Source organism: Roseicyclus mahoneyensis (assembly GCF_003148775.1).
In the GTDB taxonomy this organism is placed as follows: domain Bacteria; phylum Pseudomonadota; class Alphaproteobacteria; order Rhodobacterales; family Rhodobacteraceae; genus Roseicyclus; species Roseicyclus mahoneyensis.
The window spans coordinates 20,523-39,964 of record NZ_QGGW01000008.1 but is presented as its reverse complement, the minus strand read 5'-3'; the positions used below and the strand labels follow the sequence as shown (position 1 = coordinate 39,964).

The window sequence follows — 19,442 nt, the reverse complement described above, 5'->3', positions numbered from 1 at the left end:
TGCTTCAAAAATACTCCGGGTGGAGACGCGGCCCCTTAGGGCCGTGGCGGGGGCAGAGCCCCCTCTTGCCGTCACTCCCCGATGTGGTCCTTGTATTCGTCCTCGTCCATGAACTCGTCGAGAAGCGACGGATCGTCGACCTTGATCCGAAAGAACCAAGCGTCACCGGTCGGGTCCTCATTGACCAGTGCGGGGTTCGCCACCAGCGCATCGTTCACCTCGACGATTTCGCCGTCGATGGGTGCGACGATGTCGGAGGCCGCCTTGACGCTTTCGATCACGACGATCTCGTCACCTTTGGCGACCTGCGTCTCGATTTCGGGCAACTCGACGAACACCACGTCGCCCAGTTGGGTCGCGGCGTATTCGGTGATCCCTACGGTGACGATATCGCCATCCAGGCTCAGCCATTCATGGTCTTCGGTATATTTCATCTGGGCCTCATCACTCAGCGTTTGTAGCCAGGGGGAACGAAAGGAAGCGGCACCTGCCGGGCGGGCAGGCGCTTGCCGCGCACGTCGCCATATAGCGTCGCATCGGCGGGCGTGTCAGCGGTGATCAGGCCAATGGCGATGGGCGCGCCAAGCGTCGGGCCGAACCCGCCCGACGTGATGCGACCCACCGCGTCTCCGCCCTCGGGCGTGGCGTAGAGCGTGACCTCGCCGCGCATCGGCGCGCGGCCCTCGGGGCTCAGTCCCACGCGGCGGTTGGGCGCGCCATGGGCGATCTGGTCGAGGATGACATCGGCGCCGGGAAAGCCGCCCGCCCGCGCCCCGCCCGCACGCCGCGCCTTGCCGATGGACCAGGCCTGGCCTGCCTCGACCGGGGAAATACCCACATCCATCTCCTGCCCGTAGAGCGGCAACCCGGCCTCGAGCCTGAGCGAGTCGCGGGCGCCAAGCCCGACAGGTGCCACGCGTTCGTCGGCCAGAAGCGCGCGGGCGAAACCCTCGGCCTGCGCCGCCGGCACGGAGATCTCGAACCCGTCTTCGCCGGTATAACCCGAGCGGGAGATCCACAGATCCGCGCCCTGCCAATCCACCACCGCCACATCCATGAAGCGCATCGCGGCCACATCGGGCACCAAAGCGGCCAGCGCCGCCTCGGCCAGCGGGCCCTGTAGCGCCAGAAGCGCCCGGTCCGTCACCTCCTCCACGCCGTGCAGATGCGCGCGCAGATGGGCGAGGCCATGGGCGCGGCGCGACGCGTTCACAACAAGGAACACGTCGGCCGCGCGGTGCGCGATCATCAGGTCGTCCAGCACCCCGCCGGCCGCATTGGTGAATACCCCGTAGCGCTGCCGCCCCTCGGGCAAACCCAGAAGGTCGGCGGGCACCAGCCCCTCCAGCCCCTCCAGAGCTCCCTTGGGCAAGCGAACCTGCGCCATGTGGCTGACATCGAAAAGACCCGCCTTGTCGCGGGTCCACAGATGCTCGGTCATCACGCCGGCGGAATATTGCACGGGCATGTTCCATCCCGCGAAGGGCACGAACTTCGCCCCCAACTCGGTGTGCAGCCCGGCCAAGGGCAACTCGGTCAGGCTGTCGGTGGCAGTATCGGCCATTGGTCCCCGTATCGGTCTTGGGCGCATGGCCCGGCATCGGTTTGCGCGGCTTGCGCCGCCACGGTGATGCCCCCTCTGTCCTGTCGCCTGAGATCGTTATCCCGTCGGCGGATGCGTCTGGCGCACCACTCTCCAGAGTTGTCGTACCGGCGCAGGTCCTTTTGCCTGAGAGTTTACCGGGGCGGTTGCTCCTTCGGCCCTGACCGTTCCCGGCCAGCGTCTCCCTGCGTCGATGGCGGGAAAATAACAGGCTTCGGGCAGGCCGCAAGGGGCCTTGTGCAATCCCGGCGCTTTGGTCATCAAAACCGACATGGAACGTGCAGGCGACCCCTTTTTCTTCGGCTACGGCAGCCTGGTGAACCGGGCGACTCATGACTATCCGCGTGCAGCACGGGCCAAGGTTCGGGGCTGGGCGCGGGTCTGGCGGGGGACATCGCTCAGGCAAGTGGCCTATCTGTCCGCGACCGAAGCACCGGGGGTGGAGATCGAGGGGCTGATCGCGGCCGTGCCGGGCGGAGACTGGCGCGCGCTCGACCGGCGCGAGGCAGCCTATGCCCGCCATCCGCTCGCCATGGTCGAGCATGACCTGCCGGGGCGTCTTTCGGTCATGATCTACAAGGTGGAGGCGCACCACGTCTCCACCGCCGGGCCGCATCCGATCCTGCTCAGCTATCTCGACGTCGTGGTACAGGGCTACCTGCGCGAATTCGGACCGGGCGGCGTGGCGCGGTTCTTCGAGACGACGCGCGGCTGGGAGGTGGGGGTGCTGGATGACCGTGCCGCGCCGCAATACCCGCGCGCGCAGGTCACGACCGCACCGGACCGCGCGATGGTTGATGCGGGCCTGCGGGATCTGGGGATGTAGGGTGGGCAATCCGCCCACCATGGCCCGCAACCTCGGACTGCGTCCCACCCGGAACACAGCCGCAAAGCCGCCCGGGCAGCGGATGGCCCCTCGGCCAGCCGCCTTGGTGCCGCCATCCCCTGCCCTGCACACCGCTGGGTGGTCGTTGCCGCCCGTCCCGCCAGAGCGTCGGCTTTTCCCGTCAGAGCGTCGGCTTTTTCTGCAAAAGCCGCATCACATCGGCCATTTCCGGGCCAGACGCGCGCCCCGTCACGGCCTTGCGCAGCGGCATGAACAGACCCTTGCCCTTGCGGCCCGTCGCCTCCTTGACCGCGTTGGTCCAGCTTCCCCAAGTCTCGCCGTCATAAGGCAGATCGGGCAACATCCCGAAGGCCTCGGCGACAAAGGCGCGATCCTCGTCCTCGACCACCGGGACACCGCCATCGCGGAACACCGCCCACCAGCCCGGCAGGTCGGCCCGCGTGGTGATGTTGGCGCGCGCCACCTCCCAGAAATCAGGCGCGATGGCCTCGGGCACGCCAAGCGCCGCGATCTCGGCGGCCATCTCGGCAAAGGGGGTTTCGTGCAGGATGCGGGCGGTCAGCGGGTAGAGGTCGCCCTCGTCGAACTTGGTGGGCGCAGAGCCGAAATGCGCCAGGTCGAACCCCTCGGCCAGCTCGTCGAGAGAGCCCGCCAGCACAACCGGTTGAGAGGAGCCGAGGCGCGCCATGAGCGACAAGAGCGCCATCGGCTCCACCCCACCTGCGCGCAGGTCGCGCAGGGAGAGCGCGCCGAGGCGTTTGGACAGCGCCTCGCCCTGCGCGCCGGTCAGCAGCGAGTGGTGGGCAAAGCTCGGGTGGCCGTGGCCGAGCGCCGCCATGATCTGGATCTGCGTCGCCGTGTTGGTCACATGGTCCGAACCGCGCACGACATGGGTGATGCCCATGTCGATGTCGTCTACGACCGAGGCGAGGGTATAGAGCACCTGACCGTCGGCGCGGATCAGCACCGGGTCGGAAACGGAGGCCGCGTCGATGGAGAGCGGCCCGAGGATGCCGTCGGTCCACTCGATACGGGTCTGGTCGAGCAAGAAGCGCCAGACGCCCGCGCCCCGGTCCGCCCGCAGGCGGGTGCGGTCGGCGTCCGACAGCGCCAGCGCCGCGCGGTCATAAACCGGTGGCAGGCCCATGTTCAGCTGCTTCTTGCGCTTGAGGTCGAGTTCGGTGGGCGTCTCGAAGGCCTCGTAGAAGCGGCCTTTCTCGCGCAGGGTATCGGCGGCCTCGGCATAACGGTCGAGACGGTCGGACTGCCGTTCGATCCGATCCCACGTCAGGCCCAGCCATTCGAGGTCACGCTGGATGGCGTCGGCATATTCCTGCTTCGACCGCTCGGCGTCGGTGTCGTCGAGGCGCAGCACGAACTGCCCCCCCGCCTTGCGCGCGATCAGATGATTGAAAAGCGCGGTGCGCAGGTTGCCCACATGGATGTAGCCGGTGGGCGAGGGCGCGAAACGGGTGGTGACGGTCATGGCACGGCCTTTGGTCAGGTGCGGGGTGGTCTTTCAGATCGGGGCGGAATTGTCCATATCGGGGGGATGAGCGAAACACCCGACTTCAGTGACCTTACCGCACCCGATCTTGCCGCCTTCGAGGCGCTGGCCATGGCCGCGCTGGAGACGATCCCGGAGCCATACCGCGGCGCAGCACTTCGGGTGCTGATCCGGGTAGAGGATTTCGCAGCCCCCGACATGCTCTCTGACCTCGAGATGGAGGATCCGTTCGAGTTGACGGGCCTTTATGACGGCATCCCGCTGACCGAGAAATCGGTGATGGATCAGCCGATGGGGCCCGACACGATCTGGCTGTTCCGCCGCCCGATCCTCGATGAATGGGCCGACCGGGGAAACGTGAGCCTCGGCGAGATGGTGGCCCATGTGCTGGTGCATGAACTGGCGCATCATTTCGGCTGGTCGGATGACGACATCGCGCGCATCGACCCGTGGTGGGAGTGAGCGCGCCTTCGGCACGGATGCACAACTGCCCTGCGCCGCGGCGCGGACGGATCACGCAGGCGTGAGAACAATTTCCGCCCGAGGCTCTATCCTTAGTGCATCACCAGCCAAGGGAGCGCACAGAAAATGACCAATCTCAGCCGCCGCATGATCCTGACCTCGGGTGCTGCCCTGCCCTTTGCCGGCGCGTTTGCCGGGCCCGCCGGCGCCGAGGCGCCCCTGATGGGGGCAAGCTTCGCGCGCCACCGCCGCTTCATGATCGGCGATTTCGAGGTGACGACAATCCTCGCCGGGACCACACCGCGCGAGGAGCCGCAGGGCATCTTCGGCCTGAACGTCTCGCCCGAGGAATTCGCCGCCGTGAGCGAGACGAATTTCCTGTCGACGACCGTGTCGCAATTCTTTTTTACGCCCACGGTGGTGAACACGGGATCGGAGCTGGTGTTGTTCGACACCGGCCTGAATGGCGCCGCAACCACCGAGGCGCTGGCAAGCGCGGGCTACAGCCCCGACCAGATCGACATCGTGGTGCTGACCCACATGCATGGCGACCATATCGGCGGCATGATGACCGATGGTGCACCGACCTTTGCCAATGCGCGTTACGTCACCGGGCAGGTCGAATTCGACCATTGGGCGGCTCAGGGCAACGAAGGCTTCGACGCCAATGTGCGCCCGATGGCAGACCAGATGACCTTCATCGGCGATGGCGGCGATGTGGTGTCCGGCATCACCGGCATGGCAGCCTTCGGGCATTCGCCGGGGCATATGGTCTATCGGCTGGACAGCAATGGTGCGGGCCTTGTGATCTTTGCAGACCTCGCCAACCACCCGGTCTGGTCGCTGGCGCGCCCCGACTGGGAGGTGCGCTTTGACGCCGACAAGGCCATGGCCGCGCAAAGCCGCCGCAACGTGCTGGGCATGATCGCGGCCGACCGCATCCCGGCGGTGGGCTACCACATGCCCTTCCCTGCCGTGGGCTATGTCGCGCCGGGCAGCGATGGCGCGGAATTCCGCTGGGTGCCCGAGGCAGGCCAGCTCATGGGCTGAGGGGCGAGAGATCCGCAAACACAAAGGGCCGCGCGGATCGCGCGGCCCTTTTTCGTTTCAGGGAATGGCTCAGGCGAGCTTGGCTGCCACTTCGACCAGACGCTTGGCCTGATGCTCGATCGCGGCCTTGGTCTCGTCGGTCACCTTGCCCGCGACGGCGACGGTGCCGTAGGGGTTGCCGCCAGCGGCAAAGATCGACGGGTCGGTATAGCCCGGCGCCACGATGATCGCGCCCCAGTGCATGAAGGTGGTGTAGAGCCCCATCAGCGTCGTTTCCATCCCGCCGTGAACATTCTGGGCCGAGGTCATCGCGCTGACGGCCTTGTTGGCAAGCGCGCCCGAGAACCACTGGCCGCCCAGCGTGTCGATGAAGGCGCGCAGTTGGCTGGCCACGGTGCCGAAGCGGGTGGGGGCGGAGAAGAGATAGGCGTTGGCCCATTCCATGTCGGCAGGGGTCGCAACGGGAATGTCGGCGGATTTCTCGGCCTGCGCGGCCCAGGCGTCCTGACCTGCGACGACATCGGCGGGCGCGGTCTCGGCAACACGCAGAACGCGCACCTCGGCGCCTGCGGCGCGGGCGGCTGCGGCGGCGATTTCGGCCATCTGGTGGTTCGTGCCGTAGGTCGAGTAATAGACGATGGCGAGTTTGACTTGGGACATGATGCTGTCTCCCTGTTCGCGGGTTGCGGTGTGGGACAGACATGTCGCTGCGGTGCAGCGGTCTCAACTCCGCGCGGGCGCAAGCGCGCTGTTCGGCGGCGCACAGGCCTATGCGATTGCGCTCAGCGAAACGGCGCGCCGTGGCACCAGACGGTGAGCGAATGCCGCTGGCCCGCCGTCACGGGCGTGACGCGGTGGAGCACGAAGGCGGGAAAGAGGGTGGCGGCGCCGCGCGCACGCTCGGCAGTCAGACTGTTCGCGCCCGGCATCACCTCCAGATCGCCGCCGCTGTAGGTGTCGGGGTCGGACAGCTGCACCACGATGGTCAGCTTGCGCCGTTCGGCCAGCCTGCCCTCGCCCACGTCGGAATGCCAGCCGAAATGCCCCTCGCGTTCCGCGCCATAGCGGGCGACCTGCGGGCTTTCGGCGAAATCGGTGATGTCGAAGTCGAACACATCGCGGTTGGCGCTGCGCACGAGGTCGATCATGCGGTCCATCACCCACCCGGTCCCCTCGACCTCGTCGAGCCAGACGAGATCGGCGCGGCGCAGGTTGTGGTCGCGGGCCTGTCGCACCAGCCCGGCATCGCGGGCGGGGGCATCCTCGATCAGGTCGAGCAGGCGCGCGCAATCTGCACCCGAAAAGGCGTCGCGCACGGAATGGACGGCGATCATTATGAGGCTCTCCAGAAGGTCCAGCGCGCGGGTGGCGTCGATGACGTCCACCCCGCCGGCTGCGCGCCCAGTTGATCATGCGCCTGCGCGCGGTCAAGGGGGTGTCAGACGCGGGCGCCGCGATCGAGCTTTGAAAGAAAGGCCTCGGCGCTGTCGAGCGTGGCCTGCCGCCGCTCGGTGGGCAGGTTCATCCAGGTGCGGTACATCTGCGCCATGCGCGGGTTCTTTCCGAACCGGTCGCGGTGCCGATGCAGGAAGGCCCAGTAGAGGTAGTTGAACGGACAGGCCTTATCCCCAGATTTTTCCCCAATCTTATAGCGGCAGTGCTTGCAGTAATCGGACATCTTGTGGATGTAATTGCCGCCCGAGACATAGGGTTTCGACCCTACCACACCGCCATCGGCGAACTGGCTCATCCCGATGACATTGGGCGCCTCGACCCATTCATAGGCGTCGGCGTAGACGGCCAGATACCATTCGTGGACCTGATGCGGGTCGATGCCCGCGAGCAGCGCGAAATTGCCGGTGACCATGAGGCGCTGGATGTGATGGGCATAGGCCTCGTCGCGGGTCTGTTCGACGGCGCGGCCGACACAGCGCATGTCGGTTTGGGCCGTCCAGTAGAACTCCGGCAGGGCGCGATCATGCCCGAGGGCGTTGCGGCGTGTGTAATCGGGGCCTTCGTGGAAATAGACCCCGCGCATGTACTCGCGCCAGCCGATGATCTGGCGGATGAAGCCTTCGACCGCGTTGAGAGGGGCCTTGTCGGCTTTCCAGGCCTGCTCGGCGGCCTCGCAAACCTCCTGCCAGCCCAGAAGGCCCGCGTTCAGATACATCGAAATGACGGCATGGTAGAGGAAACGGTTGCCGTCCAGCATCGCATCCTGAAAATCGCCAAAGCGCGGCAGGGCATGGATGATGAAATGGTCGAGCGCGGCGCGCGCGCCGTCGCGGTCGGTGGCGAACCAGAAGGGGCGCAGCGTGCCGAAGTTGCCCGCAAAGCGCGCCTCCACGAGGTCCAGAACCTCGATCACGACCGCGTCGAGCTGGAAGTGCAGCGGGCCGTCAAAGGTGATCTGGCCGGGGGCAGGCTTGCGGTTGTCGTGGTCATAGTTCCACTTGCCGCCCGCGGGCTTGTCTCCCTCCATCAGCAGGCCGGTCTTGCGGCGCATGTCGCGGTAGAACCATTCCATGCGCAATTCCTTGCGCCCTACGGCCCATGCCTCGAATTCGGCGTGGCTGCACACAAAGCGGTCATCGGGAAAGATGTGGACGGGAAGCGGGCACTCCTCCAGCGCGGCGATCAGGCGGAACTCGCCGGGTTCAGTGGCCAGCACCTCATGCGCGCCGGTTTCCGAGGCGCGGCGGATCAGCTCGCCGGGGATGGTCTGAGTGTTGTCCGGGTCGTCGAGGCGGGTGTAGCGGACGCTCCAGCCTTGGCTTTCCAGCCGGGCGGCGAACTTGCGCATGGCGGCAAACAGGAAGGCGATCTTCTTGGGGTGGTGGGGGACGTAAGCGGCCTCGCCCATGACCTCGGCCATCACCACGATGTCACGGTCTCGGTCGGCCTCGCGCAGAGCGGACAGGCTTTCGGTCAGCTGGTCGCCCAGCACCAGAACGAGGCGGCTCACCACGGCAGCTCCGCGCCGGAATAGTCGTAGAACCCGCCCGATTGTGCGGTCGTCAGACGTGCCATCACGTCGCAAAGGTTGCGCGCGGCCTCATCCGGCGCGGTCTTGCCGTAGCCGGGGTTGTAGCCTTCGGTGAAGGACGTATCGACCGTGCCGGGGTGGAGCGCCGCGATCACCGCGTCGCGGTGGGAACGGGCCAGTTCGATGCCCGCACCATGCACGATCTGGTTCAGCGCGGCCTTGGAGGCGCGGTAGGAATGCCAGCCTCCGATCTTGTTGTCGCCGATGGATCCGACCTTGGCGGTCAGCACACCAGTAACGGACCGCCCCTTTTTCGGCAACAGACGTGGCAGGTTTGACAGAACCTGCGCCACGCCGATGGTGTTGACGGCAAAGACGCGCGCCATGCTCGCGGGGTCGATGGCGGAGAGCTGCTTTTCGGGGCTGGCGCCCTCGGGGGCCAGTATGCCGACCGAGATGAAGACGGTCTGGAACGGCCCCTCCAGCCTGCCCATTGCCTGCGCGACACTGGCGGCATCGGTCACATCAAGCCCGTCCGCCGCGCGCGACAAGGTGGTGACGGTCGCGCCGCGCGCGCGCAGTTCTTGAGCTACGGCGCGGCCAATGCCGCCCGAGGCGCCGATGACGAGTGCATGTTCCATGACCGATCAGCTATGGCGCGGTGGCGATCGGTCAATCCCCTTGACCCGATTGGGGGTTTTCAAATGTCTCCGGATGGGTAATTTCAATGCCATGACCATGCAGGCCCATATCGATACCCGTGCCGCGCCCTTTGCGCGCAGCACCGCCCTGCTTGGCCTTCTGCTCCTTAGCCGCCTCTGAGCGTGCCTTTCGGCGCGACCGCTCAGGGGAGGGACAGCGCCGGATGAGACAGCCAAAACACCGCTAAGGAAACACGACATGACCACCGAAAAGAACCGCGTCCTGATTTTCGACACGACGCTGCGCGACGGCGAGCAATCGCCCGGCGCGACCATGAGCCACGAGGAAAAGCTGGAGATCGCGGCGCTGCTTGACGACATGGGCGTCGACATTATCGAGGCGGGGTTTCCCATCGCCTCCGAAGGCGATTTCGCCGCCGTGTCCGAGATTGCCAAACTGGCCAAGCGCGCCACGATCTGTGGCCTCGCCCGCGCGAACCTCAAAGACATCGACCGCTGCTGGGAGGCCGTCCGCCACGCCAAATCCCCGCGTATCCATACTTTTATCGGCACCAGCCCGCAGCACCGCGCGATTCCGAACCTGACCATGGACCAGATGGCCGAACGCATTCACGAGACGGTCACCCATGCCCGCAACCTGTGCGACAATGTTCAATGGTCGCCGATGGACGCGACCCGGACGGAGTGGGATTACCTCAGGCGCGTGGTGGAAATCGCCATCAAGGCGGGCGCCACGACGATCAACGTGCCCGATACCGTGGGCTATACCGCGCCGGTGGAATCGGCCGACCTTATCCGTCGCCTGATCGCGGACGTGCCCGGGGCGGAGGACGTGATCTTTGCCACGCATTGCCACAACGATCTGGGCATGGCGACGGCCAATGCCTTGGCCGCTGTCGCTGGCGGCGCGCGGCAGATCGAATGCACGATCAACGGGCTGGGCGAGCGCGCGGGCAACACCGCGCTGGAAGAGGTCGTGATGGCGATGAAGGTCCGCCATGACATCATGCCCTACACGACCGGCATCGACACGACCAAGATCATGCACATCTCGCGCCGGGTCTCGACCGTGTCAGGCTTCGCGGTGCAGCCCAACAAGGCCATCGTTGGCAAGAACGCCTTTGCGCATGAGTCCGGCATCCATCAGGACGGGATGCTGAAAAGCGCGGACACGTTCGAGATCATGCGCCCCGAGGACGTGGGCCTGTCGGGCACCTCACTGCCGCTTGGCAAGCATTCAGGCCGGGCCGCGCTGCGGGCGAAGCTCAGGGAGCTGGGCTTCGACATGGTCGACAACCAGCTGAACGACCTGTTCGTGCGGTTCAAGGCGCTGGCCGACCGCAAGAAGGAAGTTTTCGACGATGACGTGATCGCGCTGGTGACCGATGCCGCCGCCGCAGGCCAGGCCGACCATCTGGAACTGAAGTTCCTGCGCGTGATCTGCGGGACCGAGGCGCCGCAATCGGCCGACATCACTCTGCGCGTCGGCGAGAAGGACCGGCAGGCGACGGCCCAGGGCGACGGGCCCGTCGATGCGGCCTTCAACGCGGTCAAGGCGCTTTATCCAAACGAGGCGGTGTTGCAGCTGTTTCAGGTCAGCGCGGTGACCGAAGGCATGGACGCGCAAGCGACCGTGACGGTGCGGGTCGAGGAGGACGGGCGCATCGCCACGGGTCAGTCGGCGGATACCGATACGGTGGTGGCGAGCGTTAAGGCCTATGTGAACGCGCTCAACCGCCTGATTGTGCGGCGCGAAAAGCTGGGATCGGACGCCAAGGAAGTGTCCTACAAGGACGCAGGCTGACGCGGAGGGCCGAAAAACTGCAGTTTTCCCTTGGGAAAACTGGAGTTTCCTCGACCGGAAATCTCGACATTTCCGCTTCCTCCTCCGGCGGAATAGCGCTGAACATCGGCGGCGGGGGGCCTTTACGCCCCCAAGCGTCAGCGCCTATATGAGATCAGTCGGGGCGTGGCCGAGTCTCCTGTCGGGGACACGGGTCATGCCCTTTGGACTATTTGAAGGGGCAACGGTCTATGGCTTTGTGGGGCAATCTGTTTTCGTCGGATATGGCGATCGACCTCGGCACGGCCAACACGCTGGTCTACGTCAAGGGACGCGGCGTGATCTTGAATGAACCCTCCGTCGTGGCCTATCAGGTCAAAGACGGGGTGAAGAAGGCGCTGGCATTTGGCGAGGATGCAAAGCTCATGTTGGGCCGCACGCCCGGCAGCATCCAGGCGATCCGGCCGATGCGCGACGGGGTCATCGCCGACTTCGACGTCGCTGAAGAGATGATCAAGCATTTCATCCGCAAGGTCCACAAGCGCACCACATTCACCAAGCCCAAGATCATCGTCTGCGTCCCCTATGGCGCGACGCCCGTTGAAAAACGCGCGATCCGGCAATCGGTGCTGGGGGCGGGCGCGCGCAAGGCGGGGCTGATCGCGGAACCCATCGCGGCGGCCATCGGGGCGGGGATGCCGATCACCGACCCCACAGGCTCCATGGTGGTCGACATCGGCGGCGGCACGACCGAGGTTGCCGTGCTGTCCTTGGCCGACATCGTCTATGCGCGGTCTGTCCGCGTCGGCGGCGACCGGATGGACGAGGCCATCATCAGCTATCTGCGCCGCCACCAGAACCTGTTGATCGGTGAAGCGACGGCCGAACGGATCAAGACCTCGATCGGGACAGCGCGCATGCCCGATGACGGGCGCGGCGCGTCCATGCGCATCCGGGGCCGCGACCTGCTGAACGGCGTGCCCAAGGAAACCGAGATCACGCAAGCGCAGGTGGCCGAGGCCTTGGCCGAACCCGTGCAGGCGATCTGCGAGGCGGTGATGGGCGCGCTTGAGGCGACACCGCCCGATCTGGCGGCGGATATCGTCGACCGGGGCGTGATGCTGACCGGCGGCGGTGCGCTGCTGGGTGATCTGGATCTCGCGCTGCGCGAGCAGACCGGGCTGGCGATTTCGGTGGCGGATGAATGCCTGAACTGCGTCGCCATCGGCACCGGCAAGGCGCTGGAGTATGAAAAACTCCTGCGTCATGCGATAGATTACGACAGCTGACACCGCCCGCCCGGGTTCGCACCGCGCCTCGATGAAAGAGCGACATGGCACGCGACAGTGCAGACGCCGCCTATTCCCGCCCCGTCCGGCGCTTGCTGGTCACGGTACTGGTGCTGTGTCTGTTTGCGTTGGTGTTGGTCTGGCGGATCGACAATCCGCGCATCGAGCGGCTGCGGGCGGCCGTCGTCGACACGGTGGTGCCCAACATGGACTGGGCGCTGGCGCCGGTTACGGGGCTTGCGCGGATGCTCGACGATTTTCAGAGCTATGCGCGGCTTTATGAGCAGAACCAGCAGTTGCGGCGCGAGTTGCAGCAAATGCGCGCCTGGCGCGAGGCGGCGCTGCAACTGGAACAGGAGAACGCCCGACTGCTCGACCTGAACCGGGTGCAGCTGAACCCGGAGCTGACCTTTGTGACCGGCATCGTCATGGCCGATGCGGGCAGTCCGTTTCGGCGTTCGGTTCTGATCAACGTGGGTGCGCGCGATGGCATCCTCGATGGCTGGGCCACGATGGACGGGCTGGGCGTGGTTGGCCGCATTGCAGGCGTGGGAGAGCGGACGTCCCGTGTGCTCATGCTGACCGATTCGAACAGCCGCGTGCCGGTGACGATCCAACCCTCGGGGCAACAGGCGCTGTTGATGGGCGACAACACGCAGGCCCCGATCCTCGAATTCATCGAGGCGCCCGAGGATATCAGCGCGGGCGACCGGATCGTGACCTCGGGCGATGACGGGCTCTTTCCGCCCGGCCTGCTTGTGGGTCAGGTGGTGGAAACGACCGACCGCCGCCTGCGCGCGCGGCTCTCGGCGGATCTGGCCCGGCTCAGCTTTCTGCGCGTGCTGCGCAGCCATCCCGGCACGTCGCTCGATGATCCGGGCAGCCTGATCGGCCCGCCATGGCCACCGCCAGAAGGGTTTGTGTTGCCGCCCGGTGTGCAGCCGGTTCAGCGCCCCGACCAGGCCGCTGGCCTGAGACGTGAAGAGGTGCTGGAATGACGGCACTGACCTCCACCCGCCATGTCTGGGGCTACCGGGCGCTGTTTCTCGGGCTTTGCGCCGTCATCATAGCCTACAAGCTTCTGCCGCTTGGCCTGAACGATCAGGACCTGCCGGGCCCCGATCTGTTGCTGGCGCTGACACTGGCGTGGCTGCTGCGACAGCCTGCGGTGGTACCGATCGGGTCGATCCTCGTTGTGTTCTTGTTGGCGGATTTCCTGTTCCAGCGCCCCCCAGGTCTTTGGACGCTGTTGGTGTTGCTGGTATCCGAAAGCCTGCGGCACCGTCGGCTGACCATGACGGAGTTTCCCTTTCTCGTGGAATGGTCGGCCTTTGCCGGCGCAATCTTGACCATGATCGTATTGGAGCGTGTCGTGATGTGGGTCCTGATGGTCGATCTGGCCCCTCTTGGCCTGTCGCTCGCTCACGGTATTGTCACTGCAGCGATTTACCCTTTGGTCGTGGGTATCTCGAAATTCATCTTCGGTCTGCGTAAGATCGGGCCAGCCGAAGCCGAGGCGCTGTAGACCCATGAAGCGCACCCAGCGAGAGACCGAGGACAGCGCCCGCCAGATCGGACGGCGCAGCCTTGTCGTGGGCGGTCTGTTCGTCGCCACAAGCGCGGTGCTGGCCGCCCGGATGCGCTACCTTCAGGTCGAGCGCGCCGATGATTTCCGCCTGCTGGCCGAGGAAAACCGGATCAACATACGCCTGCTGCCGCCGGCCCGCGGGCTGATCTTCGATCGCAACGGCGTGATTGTGGCCGGCAACGAACAGAATTACCGCATCACGCTGGTGCGCGAGGATGCGGGCGATGTCGATGCCGTGCTGGCGGAACTGGGCCGGATCGTGAACCTCGACATGGTGGCGCTGGACCGTGCCCGGGCCGAGATCGCCCGCCGCCCTCCTTTCGTGCCCGTCACCGTCGCCGACCGGCTGACCTGGGCGGAACTGAGCGCGGTCGCGGTCAATGCCCCTGCCCTGCCCGGCATCACGCCCGAGGTGGGCCTCAGCCGAATCTACCCGATGGGCGGGGATTTCAGCCATGTGGTGGGCTATGTCGGCCCGGTGTCTGATTACTATCTGGAACAGACCGGCGACACCGACCCGGTCCTGCAGATCCCCGATTTTCAGGTTGGCCGGAACAATGTCGAGGCCCGGCTGGAACACACGCTGCGCGGCAGCGCCGGGACCAAGCGGGTCGAGGTGAATGCCGGTGGCCGGGTCATGCGCGAGCTTGACGTCGACGCCCCCGACCCCGGATCGGATGTGCAGCTGACCGTTGACGCCGGCCTGCAGAATTACGTCGAGGCGCGGCTAACGGGCGAAAGCGCGGGCTCGGTCGTGATGGATTGCCAGACCGGCGAGATCCTCGCGCTGGCCTCGGCGCCAACCTTCGACCCCAACCTTTTCGTGCGCGGCATCTCGACCGCCGCCTGGAACGGGCTGAACGCCGACCCCTACCGGCCGCTTGCCAACAAGGCGACGCAGGGCCTCTATCCGCCGGGATCGACCTACAAGATGATCGTGGCGCTGGCCGCGCTTGAGGCAGGCGTCGTGACGCCCGGGGATACCGTCAACTGTCCCGGCCACATGGATCTGGGCGACCGCCGGTTCCATTGCTGGCGGCGCGGCGGGCACGGACGCATGGATCTGGTGCAAGCCATTTCCCAAAGCTGCGACGTCTATTTCTACGACGTCGCCCAGCGCGTGGGTATCGAAGCGATCTCGGCCATGGCACGGCGGTGCGGCTGCGGTGTGCGCCACGACCTGCCGCTCTCGGGCATCGCCGAGGGGCTGGCCCCGACGATGCAATGGAAAGCGCAGAACCGGGGCGCGGCATGGGTGGTGGGCGATACGATCAACGCCTCCATCGGGCAGGGCTTCGTGCTGTCCTCGCCGCTGCACCTTGCGGTGATGACCGCGCGCCTTGCAACCGGCCGCGCGGTCCAGCCCTCGATCATCCGCTCCATCGACGGCATCAGCCAGTTGCCGGCCCCGGCCCCCGACATGGGCTTTGACCCGACCCATCTCGACTACATTCACCGTGGGATGTGGCAGGTGAACAACGACCGGCGCGGCACGGCCTATGGCAGCCGCGTGGATGTGTCCGCCTACGGCGTCGCGGGCAAGACCGGCACCAGCCAGGTGCGCAACATCTCGGCGGCCGAACGCGCATCGGGCGTGATCTCTAACGCCGACCTGCCATGGGAACGGCGCGACCACGCGCTTTATGTCGGCTACGCGCCCTATGACACTCCGCGCTATGCCTGTGCCGTGATCGTGGAACATGGCGGTGGAGGCTCGGCGGTCGCCGCCCCTATCGCACGCGACATATTGCTGCGCGCGCAGCTGGGCGAGATCCCCCCGCCTGAGCTTTATCCGTCCAACCAGCGCCGCGACATTGAACGCATGCACCGCGAGCTTCCGATCCTGCCCTCGCCGCTGGTCCCTTCGGGGCGCACGGTCCGGAGCCAAGCATGAGTTTTCTCGAATACAATGTGAAGACCACGCCCTCGGGTTGGCGCAAGGTGCTCTATCTGAACTGGGCGCTGATCTTGCTGCTGATCGCGGTGGCGAGCGTCGGGTTCCTGATGCTCTATTCCATCGCGGGCGGCCAGCTGTCTCGCTGGGCCGAACCGCAGATGAAACGCTTTGCGCTTGGGCTTGCCGCCATGTTCGTGGTGGCGATGGTGCCGATCTGGTTCTGGCGCAACATGTCGGCACTGGCCTATGGAGTGTCCCTTCTGCTGCTGCTTTATGTTGAATTCTTCGGCACTGTCGGTATGGGCGCGCAGCGCTGGATCGACCTCGGGTTCATGCGGCTGCAACCCTCGGAACTCATGAAGATCACGCTGGTGATGATGCTTGCGGCCTATTACGATTGGCTGGATCTCGGTAAGAAATCCCGTCCGCTCTATGTCGCAATCCCGTTGGCATTGATCTTGGTGCCGACCTTTCTCACGGTGATGCAGCCCGACCTGGGGACGGCAATCTTGCTGTCGCTGGGGGGTGGGGCGGTGATGTTCGTGGCAGGCGTTCACTGGGCCTATTTCGTGGCCGTGATCGCCGCGGGCGTAGGCACCGTCAGCGCCGTGTTCGCGTCGCGCGGGACGGCTTGGCAATTGCTGCAAGATTACCAGTATCGCCGCATCGACACGTTCCTGGATCCCACTAACGATCCTCTGGGCGCTGGCTATCACATCACGCAAAGCCAGATCGCGCTTGGCTCGGGCGGCTGGACCGGCCGCGGCTTCATGGAAGGCACGCAATCGCGCCTGAACTTCCTGCCCGAGAAGCACACGGATTTCATCTTCACCACCCTCGCCGAAGAATTCGGCTTTGTCGGCGCAGCCTCGCTGTTGGCGCTCTATGTCCTCATCCTCGTGTTCTGCATCGTGACCGCGCTGCAACACCGCGACCGCTATGCGTCGCTCTTGGTGATGGGGATCGCGGTGGCGTTCTTCCTCTATTTCGCAATCAACATGGCCATGGTCATGGGTCTTGCGCCCGTCGTCGGGGTGCCCCTGCCATTGGTCAGCTACGGCGGATCTGCGATGCTGGTCTTGATGGTGGCCTTCGGTCTGGTGCAATCAGCCCATATCCACCGCCCGCGCTGATGCGCGGCATCGCACCAGACCTGACAGGACCCGCAATGACCACGATCCTTTTCGCCGCAAAATCCGAGCGCTGGACCGCTTATGAAGGCCCGCTGCGCGCGGCGCTCGCAGATGCGGGCCTTGGCCATGCGCGCCTGACGACCGAGGCCGATCCGGCCGAGGTCGACTACATCGTCTATGCGCCCAACAGCAGCTTGAGCGACTTCACGCCCTACACAAGGCTAAAGGCGGTGCTGAACCTCTGGGCCGGGGTCGAGGATGTCGTGGGCAACCAGACCCTCACCGTGCCGCTCGCGCGCATGGTCGACGATGGTCTGACCGAAGGCATGGTCGAATGGGTCACCGGCCATGTGCTGCGCCACCATCTGGGCATGGACACCCACATCCAGGGGCAAGATGGCACCTGGCGCGGCGACTCCCCGCCACCGCTGGCCCGCGACAGAAGCGTGGTGGTGCTGGGTCTGGGTGTACTAGGCACGGCCTGCGCCGAAATGCTCGCGCGGCTCAACTTCCGCACGCTGGGCTGGTCGCGCAGCGCCAAGACGGTGCCCGGCGTAGCTTGCCACCATGGCGCGCAGGGCCTGTGCGACGCGCTGTCCGAGGCGCAGATCGTGGTGCTACTCCTGCCCAACACCCCCGCCACGGAAAACACGCTCAACACCGAGACACTGGGCCTGTTGCCGCGCGGCGCGGTGATCTTGAACCCCGGCCGGGGCGCACTGATCGACGATGACGCGCTTCTGGCAGCGCTGGCCTCGGGTCAGGTCGGCCATGCCACGCTCGACACCTTCCGCGTCGAGCCGCTGCCGAAAGGCCACCCCTACTGGACACACCAGAAGGTCACCGTAACGCCCCACATCGCCTCCGCGACCCGGACCGAGAGCGCGTCGCGCACCATCGTCGAGAACATCCGCCGCGGCGAGGCGGGCGAGCCGTTCCGCCATCTCGTCGACCGGACACTGGGTTACTGAGCAGGACGCGACCCCTCCATCTTCATCCCCCAAATATGGCCGCCGGAGGCATCCGACCGCGTCAAAGGGTGCCACCGCGGGTGATCTGACCGCCCTGCCCGCCCGACATGGCAATGCGCCGCAAGGAGGGCGCCAGCGGCGCCTGACGCGCGGCGCCCCCCACCTTCAGCGCAGGCGGGGCGGGCGGTCCGGGTCCATCCCCGGCGCCGCTCCCGGCACCTGATCGGCCTTCGGGGCCTCGGGCAGGTCAAAGCGCAGGCCCACCCGCGCCAGCCGCGCCGCCATCGGATCGGAAGCTCGGAAAAACCCCACATCAAGGCTGCCAGCCTCGATCCCCGAAAAGGTCAGCGCCGCCCCCACGGCGCGGGCCAGCGCAGGCTCGGAGCCGGGCACCGCATCAATGAAGGCCATCAGGTGCCCGCGTCTGCCACCGGCATGGACAGCGCCTACCAGATAGGCCATTCGCGCCAGACCCTCGGCCGCCGCCAGCCGCGCATCGAGGGCCGTCAAGAGGGCCTCGGGCACGCCAATGGGCGCCGTCAGTTCCTCTGGCCGTTCCTCCACCTCCTCGGGCGCTTCGGCCAAGGTCGCGGCCAACCAGTCGACCGACCCAGCCTCGATCAGGATCGACGATGGCGCCACGCCAAGGTTGACCCCCAGCCCGATCCCCTGCCCCGCCAGCATCTCGGCCAGACGCCGACCCGACAGGGCGGCATAAGGCGCAGGACCGCCGGAAAACTCCGTCAGACGCTCCTCGCGGTCGAAAACAAGCACGAACTCCTGCCCATCGACGGGAAAGACGGCCGGGCGGATACGATCGCCCTTGGCCTCGGATTCCAGCAGCAAGACCAGTTCCGACGCGGCAAGCCGGTCGTAGAACCGCAACCGCAGGGCGCCATCTTCGGGCGCGGCCTCCATCGCCTGATGCGCCTGATCGAGCGGGGTCATGGGGACAGCACCTCCTGCACGCGGGCCCTGAGCGCCGGCACAAGCTCGGCTGCGAACCACGGGTTTTTCTTGAGCCACCCCGTATTGCGCCACGATGGGTGCGGCAAGGGAAAGACCGCAGGCGCATGGTCGCGCCAGTCGCGCACGCGCGCGGTCACGCTGGCGCTGCCCGCCATGTGCCACGCCTGCGCAGCGCCACCCACAAGCAGCTTCAGATCCACGGGCCCCAGCCAGTCCATGACCTGCGCCCGCCATGTCGCCCCACAGACAGGCGGCGGCGGCAGGTCACTACCCTTTGTGTCATAGCCCGGAAAACAAAACGCCATCGGCACGATGGCGATGCGGTCGATGTCGTAAAAGACCTCGGGCCCGATCCCCATCCAGTCACGCAAGCGGTCGCCAGACGGGTCGGCAAAGGGCCGCCCGGCCTTGTGCACCCGCAGACCTGGCGCCTGCCCGGCGATCAAGATACGCGCCCCGGGTCGCAGCCAGACGACCGGCCGCGGCGCATGGGCTGTCGCCGTGGCGGCAAAACGGTCGGCACAAAGCCTGCAGGCAGCGATCCGGGCGGGCAGGTCGTTCATCGATCCAACGCTAGCCGCCCTGCGGACAGAGACAACGGACAGGTCCCATGGCCCATTGCCCTTGCAAATTGTCATCAATCCCGCTCAATCGGGATGCATTGGACATAATACCGCCCCATATTCCTGTCAGGG

Annotated in this window: 19 protein-coding genes and 1 riboswitch; of the genes, 10 read left to right on the top strand and 9 right to left on the bottom strand. The window is 66.1% G+C overall.

The features are described 5' to 3' along the window. Positions 1-71 precede the first annotated feature (71 nt). On the bottom strand, positions 72-434 hold the full coding sequence (gene gcvH, locus C7455_RS15085) for a glycine cleavage system protein GcvH (RefSeq protein WP_109669621.1): 363 nt from the start codon (positions 432-434) through the stop codon (positions 72-74). Between the two features lie 14 nt (positions 435-448). Beyond that, positions 449-1,564: a glycine cleavage system aminomethyltransferase GcvT gene (gene gcvT / locus C7455_RS15080; protein WP_109669619.1), complete on the bottom strand. Its 1,116-nt coding sequence runs from the start codon at positions 1,562-1,564 to the stop codon at positions 449-451. A gap of 143 nt (positions 1,565-1,707) precedes the next feature. After that, a riboswitch (glycine riboswitch) is annotated at positions 1,708-1,800 on the bottom strand. Positions 1,801-1,874: 74 nt separating this feature from the next. Here gcvT and C7455_RS15075 point away from each other — a divergent pair. Next, a complete protein-coding gene (locus C7455_RS15075) occupies positions 1,875-2,429 on the top strand; it encodes a gamma-glutamylcyclotransferase family protein (RefSeq protein ID WP_109669831.1) in 555 nt (184 codons plus the stop codon). Positions 2,430-2,610: 181 nt separating this feature from the next. Here the strand turns inward: C7455_RS15075 and gltX are convergent, their stop codons facing one another. Then, complete coding sequence (gene gltX / locus C7455_RS15070; RefSeq protein ID WP_109669617.1) at positions 2,611-3,936, bottom strand: glutamate--tRNA ligase; 1,326 nt, start codon at positions 3,934-3,936, stop codon at positions 2,611-2,613. 66 nt (positions 3,937-4,002) lie between these two features. Here gltX and C7455_RS15065 point away from each other — a divergent pair, with 66 nt between their 5' ends. Continuing rightward, on the top strand, positions 4,003-4,419 hold the full coding sequence (locus C7455_RS15065) for a metallopeptidase family protein (RefSeq protein WP_109669615.1): 417 nt from the start codon (positions 4,003-4,005) through the stop codon (positions 4,417-4,419). 126 nt (positions 4,420-4,545) lie between these two features. Then, positions 4,546-5,469: an MBL fold metallo-hydrolase gene (locus tag C7455_RS15060; RefSeq protein ID WP_109669614.1), complete on the top strand. Its 924-nt coding sequence runs from the start codon at positions 4,546-4,548 to the stop codon at positions 5,467-5,469. A 69-nt stretch (positions 5,470-5,538) separates the two neighbouring features. Here C7455_RS15060 and wrbA read toward each other — a convergent pair whose 3' ends face one another. The 4 genes from wrbA to C7455_RS15040 all read right to left on the bottom strand — a co-directional run bounded on the left by wrbA (position 5,539) and on the right by C7455_RS15040 (position 9,096). Then, positions 5,539-6,129 carry an NAD(P)H:quinone oxidoreductase gene (gene wrbA / locus C7455_RS15055; RefSeq protein ID WP_109669612.1) on the bottom strand — a complete coding sequence of 197 codons (591 nt, stop codon included), beginning with the start codon at positions 6,127-6,129 and terminating at the stop codon, positions 5,539-5,541. Between the two features lie 122 nt (positions 6,130-6,251). After that, positions 6,252-6,803 (bottom strand): 2OG-Fe(II) oxygenase, encoded by a 552-nt coding sequence (locus C7455_RS15050; protein ID WP_109669830.1) that lies wholly within the window; start codon positions 6,801-6,803, stop codon positions 6,252-6,254. Positions 6,804-6,907: 104 nt separating this feature from the next. Then, a complete protein-coding gene (locus C7455_RS15045; RefSeq protein ID WP_109669611.1) occupies positions 6,908-8,437 on the bottom strand; it encodes a cryptochrome/photolyase family protein in 1,530 nt (509 codons plus the stop codon). Beyond that, complete coding sequence (locus C7455_RS15040; RefSeq protein WP_109669609.1) at positions 8,431-9,096, bottom strand: SDR family NAD(P)-dependent oxidoreductase; 666 nt, start codon at positions 9,094-9,096, stop codon at positions 8,431-8,433. The genes C7455_RS15045 and C7455_RS15040 overlap by 7 nt, the downstream gene beginning before the upstream one ends. Before the next feature lie 259 nt (positions 9,097-9,355). Between C7455_RS15040 and C7455_RS15035 the strand changes: the two genes are divergently transcribed. The 7 genes from C7455_RS15035 to C7455_RS15005 all read left to right on the top strand — a co-directional run bounded on the left by C7455_RS15035 (position 9,356) and on the right by C7455_RS15005 (position 17,778). Beyond that, positions 9,356-10,921, top strand: a complete 1,566-nt coding sequence (locus C7455_RS15035; protein ID WP_109669608.1) for a 2-isopropylmalate synthase — start codon at positions 9,356-9,358, stop codon at positions 10,919-10,921. A 230-nt stretch (positions 10,922-11,151) separates the two neighbouring features. After that, on the top strand, positions 11,152-12,189 hold the full coding sequence (locus C7455_RS15030; RefSeq protein ID WP_109669606.1) for a rod shape-determining protein: 1,038 nt from the start codon (positions 11,152-11,154) through the stop codon (positions 12,187-12,189). Positions 12,190-12,233: 44 nt separating this feature from the next. Beyond that, complete coding sequence (mreC, locus tag C7455_RS15025) at positions 12,234-13,187, top strand: rod shape-determining protein MreC (RefSeq protein ID WP_109669604.1); 954 nt, start codon at positions 12,234-12,236, stop codon at positions 13,185-13,187. Next, the gene (locus C7455_RS15020; protein WP_109669602.1) at positions 13,184-13,714 is read left to right on the top strand and encodes a rod shape-determining protein MreD; all 531 of its coding nucleotides are present in this window, start codon (positions 13,184-13,186) and stop codon (positions 13,712-13,714) included. The genes mreC and C7455_RS15020 overlap by 4 nt, the downstream gene beginning before the upstream one ends. 4 nt (positions 13,715-13,718) lie before the next feature. Then, positions 13,719-15,671 carry a penicillin-binding protein 2 gene (gene mrdA, locus C7455_RS15015; RefSeq protein ID WP_109669600.1) on the top strand — a complete coding sequence of 651 codons (1,953 nt, stop codon included), beginning with the start codon at positions 13,719-13,721 and terminating at the stop codon, positions 15,669-15,671. Then, positions 15,668-16,807, top strand: coding sequence for a rod shape-determining protein RodA (gene rodA, locus C7455_RS15010; protein ID WP_109669599.1), 1,140 nt, complete (start codon positions 15,668-15,670; stop codon positions 16,805-16,807). The genes mrdA and rodA overlap by 4 nt, the downstream gene beginning before the upstream one ends. A 35-nt stretch (positions 16,808-16,842) precedes the next feature. Next, positions 16,843-17,778, top strand: coding sequence for a 2-hydroxyacid dehydrogenase (locus tag C7455_RS15005; RefSeq protein ID WP_109669597.1), 936 nt, complete (start codon positions 16,843-16,845; stop codon positions 17,776-17,778). Positions 17,779-17,943: 165 nt separating this feature from the next. Here the strand turns inward: C7455_RS15005 and C7455_RS15000 are convergent, their stop codons facing one another. Both C7455_RS15000 and C7455_RS14995 read right to left on the bottom strand, forming a co-directional pair. Then, a complete protein-coding gene (locus C7455_RS15000) occupies positions 17,944-18,726 on the bottom strand; it encodes an SseB family protein (RefSeq protein ID WP_109669595.1) in 783 nt (260 codons plus the stop codon). Next, a complete protein-coding gene (locus C7455_RS14995) occupies positions 18,723-19,310 on the bottom strand; it encodes a uracil-DNA glycosylase family protein (RefSeq protein WP_109669594.1) in 588 nt (195 codons plus the stop codon). The genes C7455_RS15000 and C7455_RS14995 overlap by 4 nt, the downstream gene beginning before the upstream one ends. Positions 19,311-19,442 lie beyond the last annotated feature (132 nt).

Bases quoted from the DNA above. Each gene is read 5' to 3' on its own strand.
- gcvH (WP_109669621.1), bottom strand. From the start codon at position 434: ATGAAATATACCGAAGACCATGAATGGCTGAGCCTGGATGGCGATATC.
- gcvT (WP_109669619.1), bottom strand. From the start codon at position 1,564: ATGGCCGATACTGCCACCGACAGCCTGACCGAGTTGCCCTTGGCCGGG.
- C7455_RS15075 (WP_109669831.1), top strand. From the start codon at position 1,875: ATGGAACGTGCAGGCGACCCCTTTTTCTTCGGCTACGGCAGCCTGGTG.
- gltX (WP_109669617.1), bottom strand. From the start codon at position 3,936: ATGACCGTCACCACCCGTTTCGCGCCCTCGCCCACCGGCTACATCCAT.
- C7455_RS15065 (WP_109669615.1), top strand. From the start codon at position 4,003: ATGAGCGAAACACCCGACTTCAGTGACCTTACCGCACCCGATCTTGCC.
- C7455_RS15060 (WP_109669614.1), top strand. From the start codon at position 4,546: ATGACCAATCTCAGCCGCCGCATGATCCTGACCTCGGGTGCTGCCCTG.
- wrbA (WP_109669612.1), bottom strand. From the start codon at position 6,129: ATGTCCCAAGTCAAACTCGCCATCGTCTATTACTCGACCTACGGCACG.
- C7455_RS15050 (WP_109669830.1), bottom strand. From the start codon at position 6,803: ATGATCGCCGTCCATTCCGTGCGCGACGCCTTTTCGGGTGCAGATTGC.
- C7455_RS15040 (WP_109669609.1), bottom strand. From the start codon at position 9,096: ATGGAACATGCACTCGTCATCGGCGCCTCGGGCGGCATTGGCCGCGCC.
- C7455_RS15035 (WP_109669608.1), top strand. From the start codon at position 9,356: ATGACCACCGAAAAGAACCGCGTCCTGATTTTCGACACGACGCTGCGC.
- C7455_RS15030 (WP_109669606.1), top strand. From the start codon at position 11,152: ATGGCTTTGTGGGGCAATCTGTTTTCGTCGGATATGGCGATCGACCTC.
- mreC (WP_109669604.1), top strand. From the start codon at position 12,234: ATGGCACGCGACAGTGCAGACGCCGCCTATTCCCGCCCCGTCCGGCGC.
- C7455_RS15020 (WP_109669602.1), top strand. From the start codon at position 13,184: ATGACGGCACTGACCTCCACCCGCCATGTCTGGGGCTACCGGGCGCTG.
- mrdA (WP_109669600.1), top strand. From the start codon at position 13,719: ATGAAGCGCACCCAGCGAGAGACCGAGGACAGCGCCCGCCAGATCGGA.
- rodA (WP_109669599.1), top strand. From the start codon at position 15,668: ATGAGTTTTCTCGAATACAATGTGAAGACCACGCCCTCGGGTTGGCGC.
- C7455_RS15005 (WP_109669597.1), top strand. From the start codon at position 16,843: ATGACCACGATCCTTTTCGCCGCAAAATCCGAGCGCTGGACCGCTTAT.
- C7455_RS15000 (WP_109669595.1), bottom strand. From the start codon at position 18,726: ATGACCCCGCTCGATCAGGCGCATCAGGCGATGGAGGCCGCGCCCGAA.
- C7455_RS14995 (WP_109669594.1), bottom strand. From the start codon at position 19,310: ATGAACGACCTGCCCGCCCGGATCGCTGCCTGCAGGCTTTGTGCCGAC.